The following is a 21,097-nucleotide window of genomic DNA, read 5'->3' on the forward strand; positions in this document are numbered from 1 at the left end:
TCGCTGGGGGCGGGGAGCAGGAGGGGGGATTCTTCGCTCATGGAGGTCCTTGCTGGTCGATACGGGTATCCGTCTTCGATTATGAAGGTGAGCGAGTGATGGCTATTTGATGCTGGTCAATGAGCAAATATTACAGACAACAAAAAACCCGCACTAGGCGGGTTTCTTGTTGTCGCTTCGGGTAACTTTGCAACCACCAGAAGCTTGAAGGTGGTGCCCAGAGACGGAGTCGAACCGCCGACACGAGGATTTTCAATCCTCTGCTCTACCGACTGAGCTATCTGGGCGACGAGGTGAATTAAATAGATTTCCGGACCGCTCGTCAACGACTTTTTGAAAAAATTTTAAATTAATTCCGTCGCTTACGATTTTTAGGGTCATTCGGCCGGTGGAACGTAGCCTTCCGCCTGTGCGTATTCTTCGCCGGCGAAAAACTTGTCCATCTCTGCCTGGAGGAATTTGCGGTCCTCGGCATTCATCATGTTCAGGCGTTTTTCGTTGATCAGCATGGTCTGGTGCTTCTGCCAGTCGGCCCAGGCTTGCTGCGAGATGTGTTCGAAGATGTCCTGGCCCTTGGCGCCGGGGTAGGGCGGGCGCTCCAGGCCTGGCAGTTCTTCTTTGTATTTGCGGCACATCACGGTGCGGGTCATCGGGCGTCTCCTGCAATCAGTTCGTCGGCCGCGCGTTCAAGCAGTTTTTTCACCGGGGCGGCAAGGCCCAGGCGCGGCGGGGTGGCGAGGTTATACCAGAGCCAGTCGGCCTCGGCCACGTGCTCGCCGACCAAGTCGACGTGCACCAGCCAGGGCTCGATTGCCAGCTGGAAGTGGCTGAAGGTATGGGTCAGGCCTTCCATGGCCTGGCTGCCTGCCAGGCGCAAGCCGTGCTGATAGGCCAGGTCGTCGAGCTGTGCGAGGTCGTCCAGCTCCGGCAGGCTCCACAAACCACCCCAAAGCCCGCTGGAGGGGCGGCGATAAAGCAGGATGGCGCCTTCGTGGTTGGCCAGCAGTGGCATCAGCGTGCGCCGTTGCGGCAGCGCCTTGCGCGGTTTGGGCTCTGGGTAGCGGGTTTCTTCGCCGTGCAGGTGTGCCTCGCAGCCGCGCTGCAATGGGCAGATCAGGCAACTGGGCTTGCTGCGGGTACACAGCGTGGCGCCCATGTCCATCATGGCCTGGGTATAGTGATTGGCGCGTTGCAGCGGGGTAAAACGCTCGGCCGTGGCCCACAGCTGGTTGGCTACCTTGGGCTCGCCTGGGTAGCCGGCCTGGGCGGTGTAGCGCGCCAGCACACGCTTGACGTTACCGTCCAGGATCGGCGCGCGAATGCCCATGCTGATGCTGGCGATGGCGCCGGCGGTGGAGCGGCCGATGCCGGGCAGCTCGGTGAGCTGCTCGACACTGCGCGGGAATTCGCCGCCATGTTGCTCGACCACGATCTTTGCCGCTTTTTGCAGGTTGCGTGCGCGGGTGTAGTAGCCCAGCCCCGTCCACAGGTGCAGCACTTCGTCCTCCGGCGCTTCGGCCAGGGCCTGCACGGTCGGCAGGGCCTGCATGAACCGGTCGAAGTAGTTGAGCACGGTGCTGACCTGGGTCTGCTGCAGCATGATTTCCGACACCCACACCCGGTACGGGGTGATGCCCTGTTGCCAGGGCAGGTCGTGACGGCCGTGCTCGTCGTACCAGTCCAGCACAGCGCTGGAGAACTGCTCGGGGCTCATCGCTTGAACAGCCCCTTGAGTGCGTCTTTTAATTCCGGGCTCACTTTGTCTCCAAGTTTCTCTTCGAGCTTTTCATCAATCTTGTCTTTGAGGCGGTTGCCGGCCAGCTTGGCGGCAACCTTGCCCATGCCGCCCTGGTCCAGGCGGCAGGCCTTGGCGCCTAGCTCCAGCGGGCCACGGCAGCGCAGGGGCACTTCAACGCCCACGTAGCGTTCGTTGACCTGGCAGGCCGGGTCCGGCATGGCGCGCTGATCGCCTTCGACAATCACACCGACGTTGTAGTCCATGCCCAGCACACGCAGGTCGAGGTCGCCATGGCCGTTGACGGTCAGGCCCGGAATTCGCGCCTTGAGATCCGGGTTGCTGGCAACGCCATTGCGCACCACCAGGCTGCCGCGCAGTTCCTGGAACGGGGTGTCTTTACCGCGTGGCTCGCCGCTCAGGGTCTTGCGGTTGAGCGTGGCGATGGCCTGGCACAGCTGCTGTTCCAGGTTGGCGTTGACCAGCACACCATCATTGATGGTGAAGTTGGCACTGCCGTTGAGGGTGTCGACCAGGGCTTTCTGGCTGTTGCCGGTGGCGGTCAGGTCGCTGGTCAGGGTCAGCAGGCCTTTGACCGGTGGAACCTGGTCCTTGCCTTCGGCCTTGATGAAGTGCTCTACCGGCACGCGCTGGATGTTGGTGTTCACACCCAGTTGCGGTACGGCAGGGCGCACATCGACTGTGCCTTTGGCTTCGAAGGTGCCGTTGTACAGCTCGCCACGCAGGGTTTGCAGGGTCAGCAGGCCGCCCTGGCCGATGGCCTTGAGCTGGGCGTCTTTGATCGGCAGCTTGTCCAGGGTCAGCGAGCCAAAGGCCAGGTCGGCTTGCAGGTCGAGGGCGCGCAGGCGGTCGACCGGCAGCAGCTTGTCGTCGCTCCACGCTACTTGAGTCGGGGCGTTGGGCAGCGGTGTGGTGCCGGCACCGGCCACGGCGCTGGCTTCTTGCTGCTTGACCTCGGCCTGGCGCGCGGCAGTGGCGCCCTTGGCTTCTTCGCTCTTGGCTGGCAGGTAGCGGTCAGCGTCGAAGGTATCGCCCTTGAGCTGCAGGCGCAGGGCCTGCTTGGCGAAGTCTTCCACGGCCACACGCCCACTGAAGGTGCTGTCGTCCAGCTTCACGGCCAGGTCTTCCAGGGCCAGGCTGTTTGCTGTGCCTTGCAGGCGGGTGACCAGCTCCAGCTTGGCGAAGGCTGCCGGGTCGTTGGTGGCCGGCAGTGGGCGGCCAATGCTGTCGAGGAACGTGCGCAGGTTGAACTGGGCGATGGACAGGCCACCGCTTAGCTGTGGGGCCTTGTCCAGGTCACGCACGTTCAGCTCGCCCAGGGCGCGCAGCTGGTTGGCCGAGACTTTCAGGCCGCTCCACGAGGCGACATTGGCGGCCAGGTCGACCAGCAGCTGGCCCTGGGCGGCGAAGGTCACGGTCTTGCCGCCGGTTGGCTCACCCGAGGTTTCGCCCGACAGGCGCATGTCTTCGAAGTTGTAGCGCTTGAGCTTGCGGTCGAAGCGCAGTTCGCCGGCCAGCTCGGTGCGGGCCTTGATGTTCGGCTGACTGGCGCTGAGGAAGGCACTGGCCTTGAGTGGAATGTTCGCACCTTCATGAACCGGGCCAGTGCTCAACTGGATGCTCTCGGCGCTGTAGCTCTGGCCGGTCTTGGCATCGGTGTACTGCACGCGGGCGTTGTTCACGGTCAGGCTGTCGATGTCCAGCTTGACGGCGCGGTCGTTGCTGTCGGCTGTCGCAGGCTTCTGCTCGGCAGATGCCTGGGCAGGTGCCTCGGCGTTTGCACCGTTCTGCGCAGGCAGCGGTTTGCCGATGTCTTCCCAGTTGCCATGGCCCTGCTCGTCGCGCGCCAGGGTCAGGTTCAGGCCTTCGACGCGCACGTCGCTCATCTGCACTTCGCGGCGCAGTAACGGCAGCACGCGCACGGAAAGGCCGAGCATCTGCAGGTCGGCGAACGGCTCCTTGGGTTTGGCCAGCGTGGCGATGCTTGCGTCGTGCAACTCCAGGCCCAGCCACGGGAACAGGCTCCAGCCGATGTCGCCGTTGAGGGTCAGCTCGACGTGAGCCTTGTCCCGTGCCAGCTGGCGAATCTCGTCTTTGTAGTCGTTGGGATCAAAGAGGTGGGTCAGGGCGAAGCCCAGCGCCACGATGATCAGCAGCAACCCGAGAAGCCCCAGCCCCAGGATTTTGCCGAACGCTTTCATGGGCGAGTCCTTGTAGTCCGTTAGTGAATTCAGGCGGCAGAGTATAACGCCGCAGTGGTTGTGCCTGCTTATACGACTAGAGATACAGGCCATTTCCTACGGTTGCAGCAGATGGTACGGCTTTCGACAGGCAGGATTTTGTCAGTTCCGTATGTATCGCCTGTACCGGCCCTATCGCCGGCAAGCCAGCTCCCACAGGTACGGCACCGGCCTGGAAGACGGTGAGATCCCTGTGGGAGCTGGCTTGCCGGCGATAGGGCCGGTGCAGCGGACATGACCGTTTCAGCCGAGCAAAAAATCACGATATCAGATTGCTTTCACGCCACTTGGCTCTGCTAATCTTGCGCCGCTTTGCGAGCACCCACCATAAGAAGGATCAGATCCATGACCAGTACCGTCGCGGCGGGGGCCTCGGCCAGTGTGCCAGGCTTCCTGTCGAAGGAGCGCATCATCGCCCGCCCGGGCTTCAACCGCTGGCTGGTTCCGCCAGCTGCCCTGGCCATCCACCTGTGCATTGGTATGGCCTACGGCTTTTCGGTGTTCTGGCTGCCTTTGTCGCAAGCCCTTGGTATTACCGCCCCCGTTGCCTGTGCGGCAGACATGAGCTTCATGGCCCGGATGTTCAGCGCCGAATGCGACTGGCCGATCTCGATGCTGAGCTGGATCTACACCCTGTTCTTTGTCTTCCTCGGTTGCTCGGCGGCAGTATTGGGCGGTTGGCTGGAGCACGCCGGGCCGCGCAAGGCCGGCCTGGTGTCGGCACTGTGCTGGTGCGGCGGCATGCTGATCTCGGCCATTGGTGTAAAAACCCACCAACTGTGGCTGATGTGGCTGGGCTCCGGCGTAATCGGCGGTATCGGCCTGGGGCTGGGCTATATCTCCCCTGGGTCCACGCTGATCAAGTGGTTCCCGGACAAGCGCGGCATGGCCACCGGCATGGCGATCATGGGCTTCGGTGGCGGGGCCATGGTGGGTGCACCGCTGGCCACCGCGCTGATGGGGCATTTTGGCAACGAGCACGAAGTGGGCGTATGGCAGAGCTTCGTCGCCATGGCGGCAATCTACTTCGTGTTCATGACTGCCGGCGCGCTGGCTTACCGCGTGCCGCCGACCGGCTGGAAGCCCGAAGGCTGGACCGCCACGGCGAAAAAAGCCGGTAACACCATGGTGACCGACCGCCATGTACACGTCAGCGTCGCCTGGAAAACCCCGCAGTTCGCACTGATCTGGCTGGTGCTGTGCCTGAACGTGTCGGCGGGCATCGGCATTCTGGGCATGGCGTCGCCCCTGCTGCAGGAAGTATTCGCCGGCAAATTATTGGGCAACGAACTGACCTTCAGCCAGCTGAATGCGGCCCAGCTGGCCCAAATTGCCGCGATCGCCGCCGGCTTCACCGGCCTGCTGAGCCTGTTCAACATTGGCGGGCGGTTCTTCTGGGCGTCGTTCTCCGACTACATCGGCCGCAAGAACACCTACTTCGCCTTCTTTGCCTTGGGTGTTGGCCTTTACAGCCTGGTGCCGAACATGGGGCACCTGGGTAACGTGGCGCTGTTCGTGGCCGCGTTCTGCATCATCCTGTCGATGTATGGCGGCGGTTTCGCGACCGTGCCCGCGTACCTGGCGGACCTGTTCGGCACACAGATGGTCGGCGCCATTCATGGCCGCCTGCTGACTGCCTGGGCTGCGGCGGGCGTGCTGGGGCCGGTGTTGATCACTTACCTGCGCGAGTCTCAGTTGGCCGCGGGGGTGGAGCGGGCAGCGGCTTACGACATGACCTTGTACATACTCGCTGGCCTGCTGGTGCTGGGCTTTATCTGCAACATGCTGGTGCGCCCGGTGGCCGACAAGCACTTTATGAGCGACGCCGAACTGGCGGCCGAACGCGCGCTGAGCCATGACAAGGGCGCCGATGGGGCGCGGTCGCTGGAGTGGAAGGCGGCGCCGGGGAGCCTGGCGCTGGTGCTGCTGGCCTGGGCGGTGGTGGTCGTGCCGCTGGCCTGGGGGGTGTGGGTTACCTTGCAGAAGACCGCGGTGCTGTTCCATTGATGTAATGCTGGGCAGGCCCAAGGGGCGCTTTGCGCCCCATTCGCGGCACAAGGCCGCTCCCACAGAGAGCACATGCCGCGATTACCCGGTTGTATAGACCTGTAGCGGCATCCCGCCCCCGTAATTGCTTGCTTTGCCATATGTCATCCGCGTTTCAAGCTGGCGCGTTCTGGGCCTATAATGGAGCCCTTTTCGCCCAATGATTTTGCGGAGCTGGTGATGGTCGAACGTAAGGCTTCCGTCGAGCGCAATACCCTGGAAACCCAGGTCAAGTGCTCGATCAACCTCGATGGCAGCGGCAAGGCCCGATTCGATATCGGTGTGCCTTTCCTTGAACACATGCTGGACCAGATCGCCCGCCATGGGCTGATCGATCTGGATATCGAGTGCAAGGGTGACCTGCATATCGACGATCACCATACCGTCGAGGACGTCGGTATTACCCTGGGCATGGCATTTGCCCAGGCCATCGGTGACAAGAAGGGTATCTTCCGTTACGGGCACGCCTACGTGCCGCTGGACGAAGCGCTGTCGCGCGTGGTCATCGACTTCTCCGGCCGCCCAGGCCTGCAGATGCATGTGCCGTATACCCGTGCCAGCGTTGGCGGCTTTGATGTCGACCTGTTCCAGGAGTTCTTCCAAGGCTTCGTCAACCACGCGCTGGTAACCCTGCACATCGACAACCTGCGTGGCCACAACACCCACCACCAGATCGAAACGGTGTTCAAGGCATTCGGCCGCGCGCTGCGCATGGCTGTCACCCTCGATGAGCGCATGGCCGGGCAGATGCCGTCGACCAAAGGGTGCCTGTAAATGCAGACGGTAGCCGTAATCGACTATGGCATGGGCAACCTGCACTCGGTAGCCAAGGCGCTTGAGCACGTAGGTGCCGGTAAAGTGCTGGTCACCAGTGATGCCGCGGTCATTCGCGAGGCCGACCGTGTGGTGTTCCCGGGTGTGGGCGCGATTCGCGACTGCATGGCCGAAATCCGTCGCCTGGGCTTCGATAGCCTGGTGCGCGAAGTCAGCCAGGACCGCCCGTTCCTCGGCATCTGCGTAGGCATGCAGGCGCTGCTCGAACACAGCGAGGAAAACACCGGCGTCGACTGCATTGGCCTGTTCCCCGGCCAGGTGCGCTTCTTCGGCAAAGACCTGCAAGAAGACGGTGAGCACCTGAAGGTGCCGCACATGGGCTGGAACGAAGTCAGCCAGACCATCGACCACCCGCTGTGGCACGACATCCCTGATCGCGCACGTTTCTACTTCGTACACAGCTACTACATCAATGCCGGCAAGCCGGGTCAGGTTGTCGGCCGCGGCCACTACGGTGTCGACTTCGCCGCTGCGCTGGCTGATGGCTCGCGCTTTGCCGTGCAGTTCCACCCGGAGAAGAGCCATACCCATGGCCTGCAGTTGCTGCAGAACTTCGTCGCCTGGGACGGGCGCTGGTAAATGAGCAGGTCGAAAGCCAAGGCCCCGGTCATGACGTTGGCCCCCGAGCAGGAGCGCGATGCGCTCGACACGCTCAAGCGCTTTCTCGAAGACCGTTTCGAGCTGGAGCTGGGGTCGTTCGAGGTGGCCGAGGTGCTTGAGCTGTTCAGCAAAGAAATTGCACCCCTTTACTACAACAGGGCGATTGCCGATGTTCAACTGCACCTCAAGGAGCGGTTCGAAAGCATCGAAAGCGATCTGTGGGCGCTCGAAAAGCCCTGAAACCCTAAGAACAGACAGGTTCCCAAGATGCTGATTATCCCCGCTATCGATCTGAAGGACGGTGCCTGCGTGCGCCTGCGCCAAGGCCGCATGGAAGACTCCACGGTCTTTTCCGACGACCCGGTGAGCATGGCCGCCAAGTGGGTCGAGGGTGGCTGCCGCCGCCTGCACCTGGTCGACCTCAATGGCGCCTTCGAAGGCCAGCCAGTCAACGGCGAAGTGGTGACTGCCATCGCCAAGCGCTACCCAACCCTGCCGATCCAGATCGGCGGTGGCATCCGCTCGCTGGAAACCATCGAGCACTACGTCAAGGCTGGCGTCAGCTACGTGATCATCGGCACCAAGGCGGTGAAGCAGCCGGAGTTCGTGGCCGAAGCGTGCAAGGCCTTCCCAGGCAAGGTCATCGTTGGCCTGGATGCCAAGGACGGCTTCGTCGCCACCGACGGCTGGGCCGAAGTCAGCACCGTGCAGGTCATCGACCTGGCCAAGCGTTTCGAGGCCGATGGCGTCTCGGCGATCGTCTACACCGACATCGCCAAGGACGGCATGATGCAGGGCTGCAACGTGCCTTTCACCAAGGCACTGGCTGAAGCCACCCGTATTCCGGTGATCGCCTCGGGCGGCATCCACAACCTGGGCGACATCAAGGCCCTGCTGGACGCCAAGGCACCCGGCATCATCGGCGCCATCACCGGCCGTGCCATCTACGAAGGCACCCTCGATGTCGCCGAGGCCCAGGCCTTCTGCGACAACTACCAAGGCTGAGGACTGAACCATGGCACTGGCCAAGCGCATCATCCCTTGCCTGGACGTGGACAACGGCCGGGTGGTCAAGGGCGTCAAGTTCGAGAACATCCGTGATGCCGGCGACCCGGTGGAAATTGCCCGTCGCTACAACGAGCAGGGTGCCGACGAAATCACCTTCCTCGACATCACCGCCAGCGTCGATGGCCGCGATACCACTTTGCATACCGTCGAGCGCATGGCCAGCCAGGTGTTCATCCCGCTGACCGTGGGCGGTGGCGTGCGTACCGTGCAGGACATCCGCAACCTGCTCAATGCTGGTGCCGACAAGGTTTCGATCAACACGGCTGCGGTGTTCAACCCGGAGTTTGTGGGCGAGGCAGCGGACCGTTTCGGTTCGCAGTGCATCGTTGTCGCCATCGATGCCAAGAAGGTGTCCGGGCCAGGTGAAACGCCGCGCTGGGAAATCTTCACCCACGGTGGGCGCAAGCCGACCGGGCTGGATGCGGTCGAATGGGCGAAGAAGATGGAAGGCCTGGGTGCAGGCGAGATCCTGCTGACCAGCATGGACCAGGACGGGATGAAGAACGGCTTCGACCTGGGTGTTACCCGCGCCATCAGTGATGCGCTGGGCATTCCGGTCATTGCTTCGGGTGGTGTGGGTAACCTGCAGCACCTGGCTGACGGCATTCTGGAAGGGCATGCCAGCGCGGTGCTGGCGGCCAGTATCTTCCACTTTGGCGAGTACACGGTGCCGGAGGCCAAGGCCTACATGGCTTCGCGCGGGATCGTCGTTCGCTGATCCATTGATTGGGGCTGCTTTGCAGCCCTTCGCGGGCACGCCCGCTCCCACAGGGATCTCTCCAAACCTGTGGGAGCGGGCGTGCCCGCGAAGGGCCGCAACGCGGCCCCAATTGCCTCAACCGTGGTTCTTGCCGAGCAACGCGTGATACAGCTCGGTATCCCCAAGAATCCCCACCACCCTGTCGTTATCCTGCAACACCAGCTTGTTGCCGGTTTGATAACGAATCTGCAGCGCCTCGCGCATGCCGATGTCGGCGTGCACCACGGTCGGCCTGCGCTGCAGCAGCTCCACATCCTGCCCTGGTGCCCAGTTTTGCATGTCCAGCCCGTTCTGGCCCTGGCGTGCACGCTTGAGCGCGCCACCTTCGCCCAGGTCCAGCCATGAATCGATACCTGGGTCCAGGCATACCGAGCCATTGACCCGCTTGCAGTTGTCCAGGCTACGCATCAGGCTGCGGCCGCACAGCACGTTCAGCGGGTTGGTGTGGGCGACGAAGGTACGCACGTACTCGTCGGCCGGGTTGAGCACGATCTCCTCTGGCTTGCTGTACTGGATGATCCGCCCGTCCTTCATGATTGCAATGCGGGTACCCAGCTTCAGTGCCTCGTCCAGGTCGTGGCTGACGAACACGATGGTCTTGCTGAGCTTGGCCTGCAGGCCCAGCAGTTCGTCTTGCAGGCCCTGGCGGATCAGCGGGTCGAGGGCCGAGAACGGTTCGTCCATCAGCAGGATGTCGGCATCCATCGCCAGCGCCCGGGCCAGGCCCACGCGTTGCTGCATGCCGCCAGACAGCTCGTCCGGCTTTTTGTTGCGCCACTGGGTCAGGCCCACCAGCTCAAGCTTCTCGTCGACCAGCTTGCGCCGTTCCTTTTCAGGGCGGCCCTGCATTTCCAGGCCAAAGCTGATGTTCTCGCGCACCGTCAGCCAGGGCATCAGGGCGAACTTCTGGAACACCATGGCAATGCGCTTGGTGCGCATCATTTTCAGCTCGGCCGGGCTGCAGTGGGCAATGTCGATGTGCTTGCCTTCGTGCTCGACAAACAGCTTGCCGCGGCTGACGGTGTTGAGGCCGTTGATGCAGCGCAGCAGGCTCGATTTGCCCGAGCCGGACAAGCCCATCAGCACGCAGATCTCGCCCTTGTTGATATCAAGGTTGGCCTTTTCGACGCCGACCACCAGGCCGGTCTGCTTGAGGATCTGTTCGCGGGTCTTGCCCTGGTCCAGCAGCGACAGTGCTTCACGCGGCTTGTTGGAGAAAATGACGTCGACGTCTTCGAAACGAATGATGCTCATGCCTCACCCCTTACCGGCAGTTCCGGTTGCTTGCAGATACGGTCGAGCATGATTGCCAGCAGCACGATCGCCAGGCCCGCTTCGAAGCCCAGGGAAATATCAGCGGTGTTCAGTGCGTTGACCACAGGTTTGCCCAGGCCGTCGGCGCCCACCAGGGCGGCGATCACCACCATCGACAACGACAGCATGATGCACTGGGTGACGCCGGCGGCGATGCTTGGCATCGCATGCGGCAGTTCGATACGGGTGAGCAGTTGGCGCCGCGAGCAGCCAAACGCCTTGCCGGCGTCCATCAGCTCCTGCGGGACGTCACAGATGCCCAGGTAGGTGAGGCGGATTGGCGCTGCGATGGCGAACACCACGGTAGAGATCAGCCCCGGTACCACACCCAGGCCGAACAGGGTCAGGGTAGGGATCAGGTAGACGAAGGTGGGCACCGTCTGCATCAGGTCGAGCACCGGGCGCATGGCGGTATAGAACATCGGTTTGTGGGCGGCAAGGATGCCCAGCGGCACGCCGATCACCACACATACCACCGTGGCGAAGGTCACCTGCGCCAGGGTTTCCATGGTTTCCTGCCAGTAACCCAGGTTGAAGATCAGCAGGAATGAAAGGGCAACGAACGCGGTCAGCCCCCACTTGCGCTGGATCAGGTGCGCCAGGCCGGCGAACAGGGCGATGAGGACGAACGGGTTGAACCAGGTCAGGGCACTGGTGACCCCATGGATCATGAATTCCAGGCCTTGCGCGATGGCGTCGAAGTAATTCGCGCCGTTCTGAGTCAGCCACTCGACGAACGACGCGATGTACTGGCCCAGGGGTATTTTCTGATCGATAAGCATGATAGCGAGCTTCCACCTGCATAGATTGAAATCAACCCGGGGCAGGCACGGTCCTGCCCCGAGGTAGCGCTACTGCGTGGTTCGTTATTGCGCGAGCTTGGCCTTGGCCGCCTCAAGGCCGGGTTTGCCATCAACAGTGGTAACGCCGGCAAGCCAGGTGTCCAGCTTGCCGGGGTTGTCTTTAAGCCACTTCTTGGCGGCTGCTTCGGGTTTCATCTTGTCGTCCAGGACATAGCCCATCATGGTGCTTTCATCCTTGAGCTCGAACGACAGGTTCTTGAGCAGTTGGCCAACGTTGCTGCATTCCTGCGTGTAGCCTTTGCGGGTATTGGTCAATACGGTTGCCTTGCCGAAATCGGGGCCGAAGAAGTCGTCCCCGCCGGTGAGGTACTGCATCTTGAAACGGGTGTTCATCGGGTGCGGTTCCCAGCCCAGGAATACCAGCGCCTCGCCGCGTTTCTGCGCGCGGTCGACCTGCGACAGCATGCCGGCCTCGCTCGATTGCACAATCTTGAAACCGGCGTCTTTCAGGCCGAAGGCGTTCTTGTCGATCATGCTCTGGATGGTGCGGTTGCCATCGTTGCCGGGCTCGATGCCGTAGATCTTGCTGTCCAGTTCCTTCTTGAACTTGGGAATGTCGGCGAAATCTTTCAGGCCCTTGTCGTACAGCGCCTGGGGCACGGCCAAGGTGTACTTGGCGTTTTCCAGGTTGGCGCGCACCGTTTCCACGGTGCCGGCGTCGCGGTACTGCTTGATGTCGTTCTCCATGGTCGGCATCCAGTTGCCGAGAAACACGTCCAGGTCCTTGCCGGTGGCCAGCGACTTATAGGTCACCGGTACCGAGATCATGGTGGTGTGGGTTTTGTAACCCAGGGCTTCGAGCACAACGCTGGTGGTCGCGGTGGTGACTGTGATGTCGGTCCAGCCGACGTCGGAGAAACGTACCGTCTGACACTGCTCGGGTTCGGCGGCCTGGGCCAGCAAGGGCGTGGACAGCAACGCAACCAGCAACAGCGAGGGTGAACCTTTCATGGATGGACTCCTGAGATATTGTCTTCGGGTTCGCGTGGGTCGCCGGGCTTTCTGAGGGTCCGGTCGACCAGGCCTGCAGAGGGCAGGATGCGTGGCCGTGCTTTACGAGTCGCTTTCGATAATCCTCCAGCGCCGGGCAATCGCCTACTGGTAGGGTCGTATCCAGTACGGAACGGGTCGTATCCAGTAAGGGCGATGTCGCTTATAGGTTTATCCACCCCCTCGGCCGCATTTTTGCGTCACCTGGCCGCCGGAAAGCGGCGTGGTGAGGGCCGCTCCTTGAGCAAAAACAGCGCGGCGCGGCTGGACAAAAGTACGTCGGTTGCAGACGGCGAGGGGTGCGGTAAAAGCCCGATGATGCTGGCATTCAAGGCGGCCCGCTGTTTGAGCCTAGCAGCTGCCCCGCCCTGCGCATGGCGCGCAGAGACAAGCCCAGCAAGAGGTGATTCGACAATGGCCATCAGCGTGTTCGACCTGTTCAAGATCGGTGTCGGGCCCTCCAGCTCCCACACCGTCGGCCCCATGCGTGCTGGCGCCCTGTTCGTTCAGGGCCTGCGCGAACGCGGCGAGCTGGACCGTGTAAAACGGATCGAAGTGCGCCTGTATGGCTCGCTGTCGGCCACCGGCATCGGTCACGGCACCGACAACGCCACCATCATGGGCCTGATGGGCGAGTGGCCTGACGCCATTGATCCCACCTGCATCGTCCCGCGCATCGCCGACCTGCGCGAAACCAACACCCTGCAGCTGGATAGCCGCCTGCCCATCGAGTTCATCTGGGCCCGCGACATGCTGCTGCTGGACGAAAACCTGCCGTACCACCCCAACGCCATGACCCTGGTTGCCGAAGGCGAGCAGGGCGAGTTGCACCGCGACACTTACTACTCGGTGGGGGGCGGCTTTGTGGTCGATGCCGCCCAGGCCGCCAGCGGTGTGCTGGATGCCGACCAGACGGTGTTGCCGTACGATTTCAACAGCGCTGCCGAACTGCTGCGCCTGTGCAAGCAAAACGACCTCAGCGTGTCGCAATTGATGATGGCCAACGAGAAGGTCTGGCGCAGCGAGGAAGAGATCCGCGCCGGCCTGCACAAGCTCTGGGAAGCCATGCAGGAATGCGTCAACAATGGGCTTAAAGCCGAGGGTACGCTGCCCGGCGGGCTGAACGTGCGCCGCCGTGCCGCCAAGCTGCACCGCAGCCTGCAGGAGATCGGCAAGCCCAACGTGATCGGCTCGACGATGAGTGCCATGGAGTGGGTCAACCTGTTCGCCCTGGCAGTCAACGAAGAGAACGCCGCCGGTGGCCGCATGGTTACCGCGCCTACCAATGGCGCGGCTGGCATCATCCCGGCAGTGCTGCACTACTACATGCGCTTTAGCGATGAGGTGAACGAGTGCAGCGTTGTCGATTACTTCCTGGCTGCGGCTGCCGTTGGCATCCTGTGCAAGAAGAACGCGTCGATTTCCGGTGCCGAAGTGGGCTGCCAGGGTGAAGTCGGCTCAGCCTGCGCCATGGCGGCGGCAGGGCTTGCCGAAGTGCTGGGCGCTACCCCGCCACAGTTGGAGAACGCGGCCGAAATCGCCTTGGAACACAACCTCGGCCTGACTTGCGACCCGGTCGGCGGTTTGGTGCAGGTGCCGTGCATCGAGCGCAATGCGATTGCTGCGGTAAAAGCCATCAACGCGGTGCAAATGGCGCTGCGCGGTGACGGCGAACACTTCATCTCCCTCGATCAGGTGATCCGCACCATGCGTGACACCGGGGCCGACATGCACGACAAGTACAAAGAGACCTCGCGCGGTGGCCTGGCGGTCAGCGTTATCGAGTGCTGATCACTACCAGGTTTGCTGGCCCCTTCGCGGGTGAACCCGCTTCCACAGGAATTGTGCAGTACCTGTGGGAGCGGGTTCACCCGCGAAGCGGCCTTTGAAGGTTGATGCAGGTGCAACATAACCACCAATGCCTCCTTATGGTGCGCCCGGCGCCTACCGATCGTCGGGTGTCGCTATCAGTGTGGGCATTGTCGGTGACACTCAAGAGTGTCGTTTCTGGGCAACTTGCAGTGCACGTGTCACCGAATTGCTCAGCCGTTACACGCACGGCGCCTAGCACGCCTGTTTTGCGACTGTCTGCCAACTCGGCCGAAGCCCCTGATTTGCCTGATGAAGGTGTCGTTTTCAGGTTTTTTTGGATAGCCGTTCAATTTCAGGCACGGCCTTTGCGTTGATATTGGCAAACATGCCCCCGGAAAATGACCGAGGGGTCATAACAAGAAATCAGTGTCCGCCTGAGGCACACCCTGCATTTGTGTGAGGAGAAATCGCGATGACGTCGTACACCTCCGGGACCCCAACCCAGAACCGCACAGCACCCCAGTCCATCGGGTTTCTTCTACTGGACAATTTCACCCTGATTTCCCTGGCATCGGCTGTCGAGCCGCTGCGTATGGCCAACCAGCTGTCCGGCCGCGAGCTGTATCGCTGGCACACCCTGACGGTCGACGGCGGCCAGGTCTGGGCCAGCGACGGCCTGCAGATCACCCCGGATGCCGCCATGCACAGCGCGCCGCCCATCGATACCGTGATCGTCTGCGGTGGGGTAGGTATCCAGCGCACCGTTACCCGTGAGCATGTCACCTGGCTGCAAGCCCAGGCCCGCCAGTCGCGCCGCCTGGGCGCGGTGTGCACTGGCAGCTGGGCCCTGGCCTGTGCCGGGCTGCTCGACGGTTTCGATTGCAGTGTGCACTGGGAGTGTCTGGCGGCCATGCAGGAGGCCTACCCGCGGGTGAACATGAGCACCCGGCTGTTCACCCTCGACCGCAATCGCTTCACCAGCTCTGGCGGCACTGCACCGCTGGACATGATGTTGCACCTGATCAGCCGCGACCATGGCCGCGAGCTGTCGGCGGCCATTTCCGAGATGTTCGTGTACGAGCGCATCCGCAACGAGCAGGACCACCAGCGCGTGCCGCTCAAGCACATGCTGGGTACCAACCAGCCAAAGCTGCAGGAAATCGTGGCGCTGATGGAGGCCAACCTCGAAGAGCCGATCGACCTCGACGAACTGGCGGTGTACGTGTCGGTGTCGCGTCGCCAGCTTGAGCGGCTGTTCCAGAAGTACCTGCACTGCTCGCCATCGCGTTACTACCTGAAACTGCGCCTGATTCGTGCGCGGCAGTTGCTCAAGCAGACGCCGATGTCGATCATCGAAGTGGCGTCGGTGTGCGGCTTTGTGTCCACACCGCACTTCTCCAAGTGCTACCGCGAGTACTTCGGCATTCCGCCACGTGACGAGCGCGTGGGGTCCAACACTGCGCAGCAGGTGGCCATGATGCCGATTCCGCAGGCCATGACCCTGTCGCCGCACAGTGGGCCGATGGCGGCCCTGAGCCAGGCGCGCAACGAGTCGACCTTTGCCAGTGTAAGGCTCTGATTCGAGTCGACTCTTATGCGGGGCAAGCCCGCCCCCACGAGTCGACCGCTGAAGCTGAACCAGCGGTGGCCTGCTCCCACAGGCCATCCGCTGAGTGTGAACCGGCGTTGAGCCTGTGGGAGCGGGCTTGTTCCGCGAAGGGGCCGGTCCTGGATGAATGAGTTACGCGCGTTTGTTGAACGCCGCCAACGCCGGCAACAACTGCTTGTCGATCGCTTGGCGCACTGCCGGCAAAATCGTCGCGCTGCCGGTATACATCTGCTCGACCATCCCTTTCAGTGCCCGCGCATTGGGCTCGGTCAGCCCGCATACCACCGCCTCGCAGGCCTGCTCGGCAGTGGCCCCGGCGGGGATGTCGAAACCGCGCGCGCGCAGGTGGCCTGCCAGGTCGTCCTGATCAATCAAATCCGCATGCATCATGGCTGTTGTCCCTTTTATCGCGAAGAGAGTGCTGCTGTGATTTACGACCGATTCTGTGTCTGCAGCGACAGGCCCGCAAGGGCTGAATGTCGCAATGGCTGGTTTGGCTAAGAACAGGTCGTTCCCGGCTAATTGCCGCTTCCGGGAAGCCAGCAGACTGCAGTCATTCACGGTCCACGAGGGTTTGGTCACCCTCACTCATGCACAGTGGATGTTGCTCGCTCTTGACCCCGGATGCTCACGGCTTTCCGGGGTTATTTTTTTGAGCGCTCAGTGGGGTAATTGCAGGACGCGGCCGATGAATTGCGCAGCAGGCAAGTCGCGCTGGCTATCTGCCAGGTTTTGCAGCAATTGCGCACTCTGTTCACTAAAAGGTGCTGACTTCGGCCCCGCCAGGTCTACATGCAACAGCATCTGCTCACTTGCAGCCAGCACCTCGTCGAACCCGGCCCGGTGCAGGCTGTGGTAGACGTGCAGGCGCTTGCGGTCGAACCCGATGATCTGCGTCTGCACCCACACCTCGGCCCCCAGCTTCACCTCATGCAGGTAGTTGATGTGCGCCTCCAGGGTAAACAGGGAATTTCCGCTTAGCCCACGGCTGTCGGCGTCCAGGCCGATGCGCTCCATCAGCGCATCGGTGGCGTAGCTGAAAATCAGCAGGTAGAAGGCATCGCGCAGATGCCCGTTGTAATCGACCCAGTCCTCCTGGACTGGGGTGCGGTAGGTCACAAGTGCGGGCATTGCTTACTCCTCAATCGCCAAAGGCCATGCCGTGTGTGGCCTTGCTGGTCTTCACAGCCTCCAGCACCGCCAGCAGGGTGTCATCACGATAGCGCTCCAGCGCGGCGATGCTGCGCTCGCCCAGTTGCTCCGAGGTGCCGTCCACCACATCGTCGATCAGCTTGTCGGTCAGCTCTGGTGCCGGCAGGTACGTCCAGGGCAGCTTGAGGGCCGGGCCGAACTGCGACATGAAGTGGCGCATGCCGGCATCGCCACCGGCCAGGGTGTAGGTGAGGAAAGTGCCCATGAACGACCACCGCAGGCCTGCGCCAAAGCGGATGGCATCGTCGATCTCACCGGTGGTCGCCACGCCATCGTTGACCAGGTGCAGCGCCTCGCGCCACAGCGCTTCGAGCAGGCGGTCGGCAATGAAACCGGGCACTTCCTTGCGTACATGCAACGGGCGCATGCCCAGCGCGGTGTAGATGGTCTTTGCCGCCTCGATGGCTTCAGGCGCGGTACGCTTGCCGCCGACGATTTCGACCAACGGTAGCAGGTAAACCGGGTTGAACGGGTGGCCGACCACGCAGCGTTCGGGGTGGGTAGCCGACTCGTAGAACTCGCTGGGCAGCAGGCCTGAAGTGCTGGAACCGATGATGGCCTCGGGCTTGGCGGCGGCGCTGATTTTTGCGTGCAGGTCGAGCTTGAGGTCCAGCCGCTCGGGTGCGCTTTCCTGGATGAAATCGGCGTCGCGTACGCATTCTTCGAGGGTGCTGACGACTTTCAGCCGACCCTGTGATGCACCTTGGGCCAGGCCCTGTTTTTCAAGCGCCGGCCACGCGTTGGCGATGCGCTTGCGCAGTGCTTGCTCGGCACCGGGCGCCGGGTCCCAGGCGACCACGTCCAGGCCGTGGGCAAGGGCGCGGGCAACCCAGCCGCTGCCGATTACGCCGCTACCCAGCGCGGCGAAGGTCTTGATCTCGGTGATGAAGGGCATATCAGTCTCCTGAAGTGATCAGCGGCGTTTGAGGTTCATCTTTTCCCGGCCTTCTGCCGGGGTCAGCACGCGGGCACCGAGGCGCGAAATGATCTCCACCGCCCGCTCGACCAACTGGCCGTTGCTGGCCAGCACCCCGCGGTCCAGGTACAGGTTGTCTTCCAGGCCTACCCGCACATTGCCGCCGAGTAACACAGCTTGCGCGGCCATCGGCATCTGCATGCGTCCGATGCCGAAGCCAGCCCAGGTGACATTGGCGGGCAGGTTGTCGACCATCGCCTTCATGGTGGTGGTGTCGGCCGGTGCGCCCCAGGGAATGCCCAGGCACAGCTGGAACAGCGGGTCTTCGAGCAGCCCTTCCTTGATCATCTGCTTGGCGAACCACAGGTGGCCGGTGTCGAAAATTTCCAGTTCAGCTTTCACGCCCAGTTCGGTGATGCGTTTGGCGCCGGCGCGCAGTTGCGCCGGGGTGGAGACGTAGATCGAATTGCCGTCGCCGAAGTTGAGCGTGCCGCAGTCGAGGGTGCAGATTTCCGGCAACAGGGCCTCGACATGGGCCAGGCGCTCCAGCGGGCCGATCAGGTCGGTGCCCGGGCCGAACTCCAGGGGCGTTTCGCCTGGGCCGATTTCCAGGTCGCCACCCATGCCGGCGGTGAGGTTGACGATGATGTCCACATCGGCCTCGCGGATGCGTTCCATGACTTCGCGGTAAAGGTTTACGTCGCGGCTGAAACGGCCGGTTTGCGGGTCGCGGACATGGCAGTGGACCACGGTGGCGCCGGCTTTGGCGGCTTCGACGGCGGATTCGGCGATCTGCTTGGGGGTGACCGGGACCAAGTGGCTTTTCGAGGCGGTGTCACCGGCGCCGGTGAGGGCGCAGGTGATGATGACGTCGTGGTTCATGGCGGTTCCTTGTAGTGTCTGTGATGGCCCTTTCGCGGGGCGAGCCCGCTCCCACAGGATCAGCGAGATCCTGAGTGTTACGCTGTACCTGTGGGAGCGGGCTTGCCCCGCGAAGAGGCCGGATCAGTTGGCGGTGAGCTTGAGGTTCTCGGCCGCAGGCTTGCCGTCGAAGGTGGTGACCCCTTCGAGCCAGCGGGCCTTGTCGTCGGGGTGGTCGTTGAGCCACTGGCGGGCCGATTCCAGTGCGTCCTTGTGGTCGAGCAGCGGCTGCATCATGCGGCTCTCGTCCTCGGCGCTGAAGTTCAGGTTGGCCAGCAGGCGGTGGGCGTTGGGGCAGCGTTCGGCGTAGTCCGGCGCAGTTACCGTCCATACCGTGGCGCGGCCTTCGTCAGGGCCCAAGGCATCCTGGCTGTCACCCAGGTAGGCCATGTCGATGTTCACGTTCATCGGGTGCGGCGCCCAGCCGAAGAACACCACGGCCTCCTTGCGGCGCACGGCGCGGTCGACGGCAGCGAGCATGCCGGCCTCGCTGGACTCGACCAGCTGGAACTTGCCCAGGCCGAACTGGTTCTTGGTGATCATGGCCTTGATCTGGGTGTTGGCGCCCGAGCCTGGCTCGATGCCATAAATCTTGCCGCCCAGCTCTTTCTCGAACTTGTGAATGTCGGCGAAGGTCTTCAGGCCTTTGTCATACAGGTACTTCGGCACTGCCAGGGTCGCCCGCGCATCTTCCAGGCTGGGCTTTTCCAGTACCTTTACCTGCTGGGCATCGATGAACGGTGTGATGGTCTGGGTCATGATCGGGTTCCAGTAACCCAGGAACATGTCCAGGCGCTTGTCGCGGATGCCGGCGAAAATGATCTGCTGCGAAGCGCTGGTCTGTTTGGTCTGGTAGCCAAGGCCATCGAGCAGCACCTGGGCCATGGCGCTGGTGGCGATGACGTCGGTCCAGTTGACCACGCCCAGGCGCACGTTCTTGCAGGCCGCGGGCTCTGCGGCGTAAAGCGGGGAAGTGGCGATGCTACTCAGGGCAAGGGTCAACAGGCTGCGGCGGATCAAGCTGTGCATGGTGGCTCTCCATCGGCAGTGCATATTGTTATGGGGTTCGGTCTCTCTGGACCGTGTGAACACGCTACGCTGCTGGCAGGGTGAAAAATCGCACCCTGGCGACCAACACTTGCACGGAGGCGACCACCTTTGCCGTGGAGCATGCAATGCTGCAAACCATTCATTTTCTGCTGTTGCCCGGGTTCTCGGCCATGGGCTTCATCAGTGCCCTGGAGCCGCTGCGGGTAGCCAACCGGTTCAAGGGCCCGTCGTACCGCTGGCAGGTGCTGAGCCTGGATGGCGGGGCGGTGCAGGCCAGCAACGGCATGTCGGTGAACGCCGATGCGGCGTTGGCCGCGGGCGAGCCTGCGGGCATTTTGCTGATCGTGGCCGGTTTCGATCCCCTGGCCTGTTACGGGCCGGGCCTGCAGCAGGCGCTACGCCGCCTGGACCACGACGGGGTGATCCTGGGCGGTATCGATACCGGCGCCGTTGTACTGGCCGAGTCCGGCCTGCTCGACGGCCACCGCGCCACCGTGCACTGGGAGGCGCTGGAGGCGTTCAAGGAAAACTACCCGAGCCTGCAGGCGACCCAGGAGTTGTTCGAGATCGACCGCCGGCGTATCACCTGCGCTGGCGGTACGGCGTCCATTGACCTGATGCTCGACCTGATTGCACAGGCCCATGGCAGCGAGTTGGCGGTGCAGGTGTCGGAGCAATTCGTGCTCGGGCGTATCCGCCAGCGACAAGACCATCAGCGCATGCAGATCGCCAGTCGCTATGGCATCAGCAACAAGAAGCTGGTGAAGGTGATTGGCGAAATGGAGCGCAATACCGAGCAGCCACTCAATACCCAGGTGCTGGCAGAAGCGGTGCAGGTGACCCGGCGGCAGCTGGAACGGCTGTTTCGTGTGCACCTGGACGACACGCCCAGTGGTTTCTATTTGCGACTGCGGCTGGATAAGGCCAGGCAGTTGTTGCGCCAGACCGACATGAGTGTGCTGGAGGTGGGCGTGGCGTGTGGGTTTGAGTCGGCTTCGTATTTTACCCGCTGTTATAGGGCCCGGTATCATCGTTGCCCGCGGGAGGACAGGTTGGCCAGGGCGGTTTGATGTTTGTCAGTGCTGGCCTCTTCGCGGGACAAGCCC

20 protein-coding genes and 1 tRNA gene are annotated in these 21,097 nt (G+C 62.6%); 9 read left to right on the top strand and 12 right to left on the bottom strand.

All coding sequences use genetic code 11. The features are described 5' to 3' along the window. Positions 1–211: 211 nt before the first annotated feature. The 4 genes from AC07XM_RS06040 to AC07XM_RS06055 all read right to left on the bottom strand — a co-directional run bounded on the left by AC07XM_RS06040 (position 212) and on the right by AC07XM_RS06055 (position 3,957). Positions 212–287, bottom strand: a tRNA-Phe gene (locus AC07XM_RS06040). Between the two features lie 90 nt (positions 288–377). Beyond that, complete coding sequence (locus AC07XM_RS06045; RefSeq protein ID WP_016484501.1) at positions 378–650, bottom strand: oxidative damage protection protein; 273 nt, start codon at positions 648–650, stop codon at positions 378–380. Then, positions 647–1,714, bottom strand: coding sequence for an A/G-specific adenine glycosylase (mutY, locus tag AC07XM_RS06050; RefSeq protein WP_016484502.1), 1,068 nt, complete (start codon positions 1,712–1,714; stop codon positions 647–649). The genes AC07XM_RS06045 and mutY overlap by 4 nt, the downstream gene beginning before the upstream one ends. Beyond that, positions 1,711–3,957, bottom strand: coding sequence for an AsmA family protein (locus AC07XM_RS06055; protein ID WP_070086619.1), 2,247 nt, complete (start codon positions 3,955–3,957; stop codon positions 1,711–1,713). Before AC07XM_RS06055 ends, mutY begins: the two co-directional genes overlap by 4 nt. A 384-nt stretch (positions 3,958–4,341) precedes the next feature. On the opposite strand from AC07XM_RS06055, the gene AC07XM_RS06060 reads away from it, so the two are divergent. The 6 genes from AC07XM_RS06060 (at position 4,342) to hisF (ending at position 9,262) form a co-directional block, all read left to right on the top strand. Beyond that, positions 4,342–6,003, top strand: a complete 1,662-nt coding sequence (locus AC07XM_RS06060) for an OFA family MFS transporter (protein ID WP_102688915.1) — start codon at positions 4,342–4,344, stop codon at positions 6,001–6,003. A gap of 219 nt (positions 6,004–6,222) precedes the next feature. Next, positions 6,223–6,816: an imidazoleglycerol-phosphate dehydratase HisB gene (gene hisB / locus AC07XM_RS06065; protein WP_023532883.1), complete on the top strand. Its 594-nt coding sequence runs from the start codon at positions 6,223–6,225 to the stop codon at positions 6,814–6,816. Continuing rightward, the gene (gene hisH / locus AC07XM_RS06070; RefSeq protein ID WP_016484506.1) at positions 6,817–7,455 is read left to right on the top strand and encodes an imidazole glycerol phosphate synthase subunit HisH; all 639 of its coding nucleotides are present in this window, start codon (positions 6,817–6,819) and stop codon (positions 7,453–7,455) included. Further along, complete coding sequence (locus AC07XM_RS06075) at positions 7,456–7,716, top strand: DUF2164 domain-containing protein (protein WP_016484507.1); 261 nt, start codon at positions 7,456–7,458, stop codon at positions 7,714–7,716. Between the two features lie 27 nt (positions 7,717–7,743). Beyond that, positions 7,744–8,481 (top strand): 1-(5-phosphoribosyl)-5-[(5-phosphoribosylamino)methylideneamino]imidazole-4-carboxamide isomerase, encoded by a 738-nt coding sequence (hisA, locus tag AC07XM_RS06080; protein ID WP_016484508.1) that lies wholly within the window; start codon positions 7,744–7,746, stop codon positions 8,479–8,481. A 10-nt stretch (positions 8,482–8,491) separates the two neighbouring features. Further along, positions 8,492–9,262 carry an imidazole glycerol phosphate synthase subunit HisF gene (gene hisF, locus AC07XM_RS06085; RefSeq protein WP_008091498.1) on the top strand — a complete coding sequence of 257 codons (771 nt, stop codon included), beginning with the start codon at positions 8,492–8,494 and terminating at the stop codon, positions 9,260–9,262. 117 nt (positions 9,263–9,379) lie between these two features. Here hisF and choV read toward each other — a convergent pair whose 3' ends face one another. The 3 genes from choV to AC07XM_RS06100 all read right to left on the bottom strand — a co-directional run bounded on the left by choV (position 9,380) and on the right by AC07XM_RS06100 (position 12,432). Next, the gene (gene choV / locus AC07XM_RS06090) at positions 9,380–10,558 is read right to left on the bottom strand and encodes a choline ABC transporter ATP-binding protein (protein WP_016484509.1); all 1,179 of its coding nucleotides are present in this window, start codon (positions 10,556–10,558) and stop codon (positions 9,380–9,382) included. Next, positions 10,555–11,403 (bottom strand): choline ABC transporter permease subunit, encoded by an 849-nt coding sequence (gene choW / locus AC07XM_RS06095; protein WP_169725175.1) that lies wholly within the window; start codon positions 11,401–11,403, stop codon positions 10,555–10,557. The genes choV and choW overlap by 4 nt, the downstream gene beginning before the upstream one ends. A gap of 81 nt (positions 11,404–11,484) precedes the next feature. After that, entirely contained in the window at positions 11,485–12,432 is a 948-nt protein-coding gene (locus AC07XM_RS06100; RefSeq protein ID WP_016484511.1) for a choline ABC transporter substrate-binding protein, read from the bottom strand. Positions 12,433–12,885: 453 nt separating this feature from the next. Here AC07XM_RS06100 and AC07XM_RS06105 point away from each other — a divergent pair, with 453 nt between their 5' ends. Further along, positions 12,886–14,262 carry an L-serine ammonia-lyase gene (locus AC07XM_RS06105; protein WP_016484512.1) on the top strand — a complete coding sequence of 459 codons (1,377 nt, stop codon included), beginning with the start codon at positions 12,886–12,888 and terminating at the stop codon, positions 14,260–14,262. 493 nt (positions 14,263–14,755) lie between these two features. Continuing rightward, on the top strand, positions 14,756–15,862 hold the full coding sequence (gbdR, locus tag AC07XM_RS06110) for a choline metabolism transcriptional regulator GbdR (protein ID WP_016484513.1): 1,107 nt from the start codon (positions 14,756–14,758) through the stop codon (positions 15,860–15,862). A gap of 162 nt (positions 15,863–16,024) precedes the next feature. Here the strand turns inward: gbdR and AC07XM_RS06115 are convergent, their stop codons facing one another. The 5 genes from AC07XM_RS06115 to choX form a co-directional block, all read right to left on the bottom strand. After that, positions 16,025–16,282 (bottom strand): hypothetical protein, encoded by a 258-nt coding sequence (locus AC07XM_RS06115; RefSeq protein ID WP_016484514.1) that lies wholly within the window; start codon positions 16,280–16,282, stop codon positions 16,025–16,027. A 270-nt stretch (positions 16,283–16,552) separates the two neighbouring features. Continuing rightward, entirely contained in the window at positions 16,553–17,023 is a 471-nt protein-coding gene (locus AC07XM_RS06120) for a thioesterase family protein (protein WP_102688916.1), read from the bottom strand. Between the two features lie 10 nt (positions 17,024–17,033). Then, positions 17,034–17,999: an L-carnitine dehydrogenase gene (locus AC07XM_RS06125; RefSeq protein ID WP_016484516.1), complete on the bottom strand. Its 966-nt coding sequence runs from the start codon at positions 17,997–17,999 to the stop codon at positions 17,034–17,036. A gap of 18 nt (positions 18,000–18,017) precedes the next feature. After that, positions 18,018–18,902 carry a 3-dehydrocarnitine:acetyl-CoA trimethylamine transferase CdhC gene (gene cdhC, locus AC07XM_RS06130; RefSeq protein WP_016484517.1) on the bottom strand — a complete coding sequence of 295 codons (885 nt, stop codon included), beginning with the start codon at positions 18,900–18,902 and terminating at the stop codon, positions 18,018–18,020. Between the two features lie 123 nt (positions 18,903–19,025). Further along, positions 19,026–19,970, bottom strand: a complete 945-nt coding sequence (gene choX, locus AC07XM_RS06135) for a choline ABC transporter substrate-binding protein (protein WP_016484518.1) — start codon at positions 19,968–19,970, stop codon at positions 19,026–19,028. Positions 19,971–20,116: 146 nt separating this feature from the next. On the opposite strand from choX, the gene AC07XM_RS06140 reads away from it, so the two are divergent. After that, complete coding sequence (locus AC07XM_RS06140; protein ID WP_016484519.1) at positions 20,117–21,061, top strand: GlxA family transcriptional regulator; 945 nt, start codon at positions 20,117–20,119, stop codon at positions 21,059–21,061. The last annotated feature ends 36 nt before the right edge of the window (positions 21,062–21,097 follow it).

This window comes from Pseudomonas sp. GW460-LB5 (assembly GCF_059423245.1).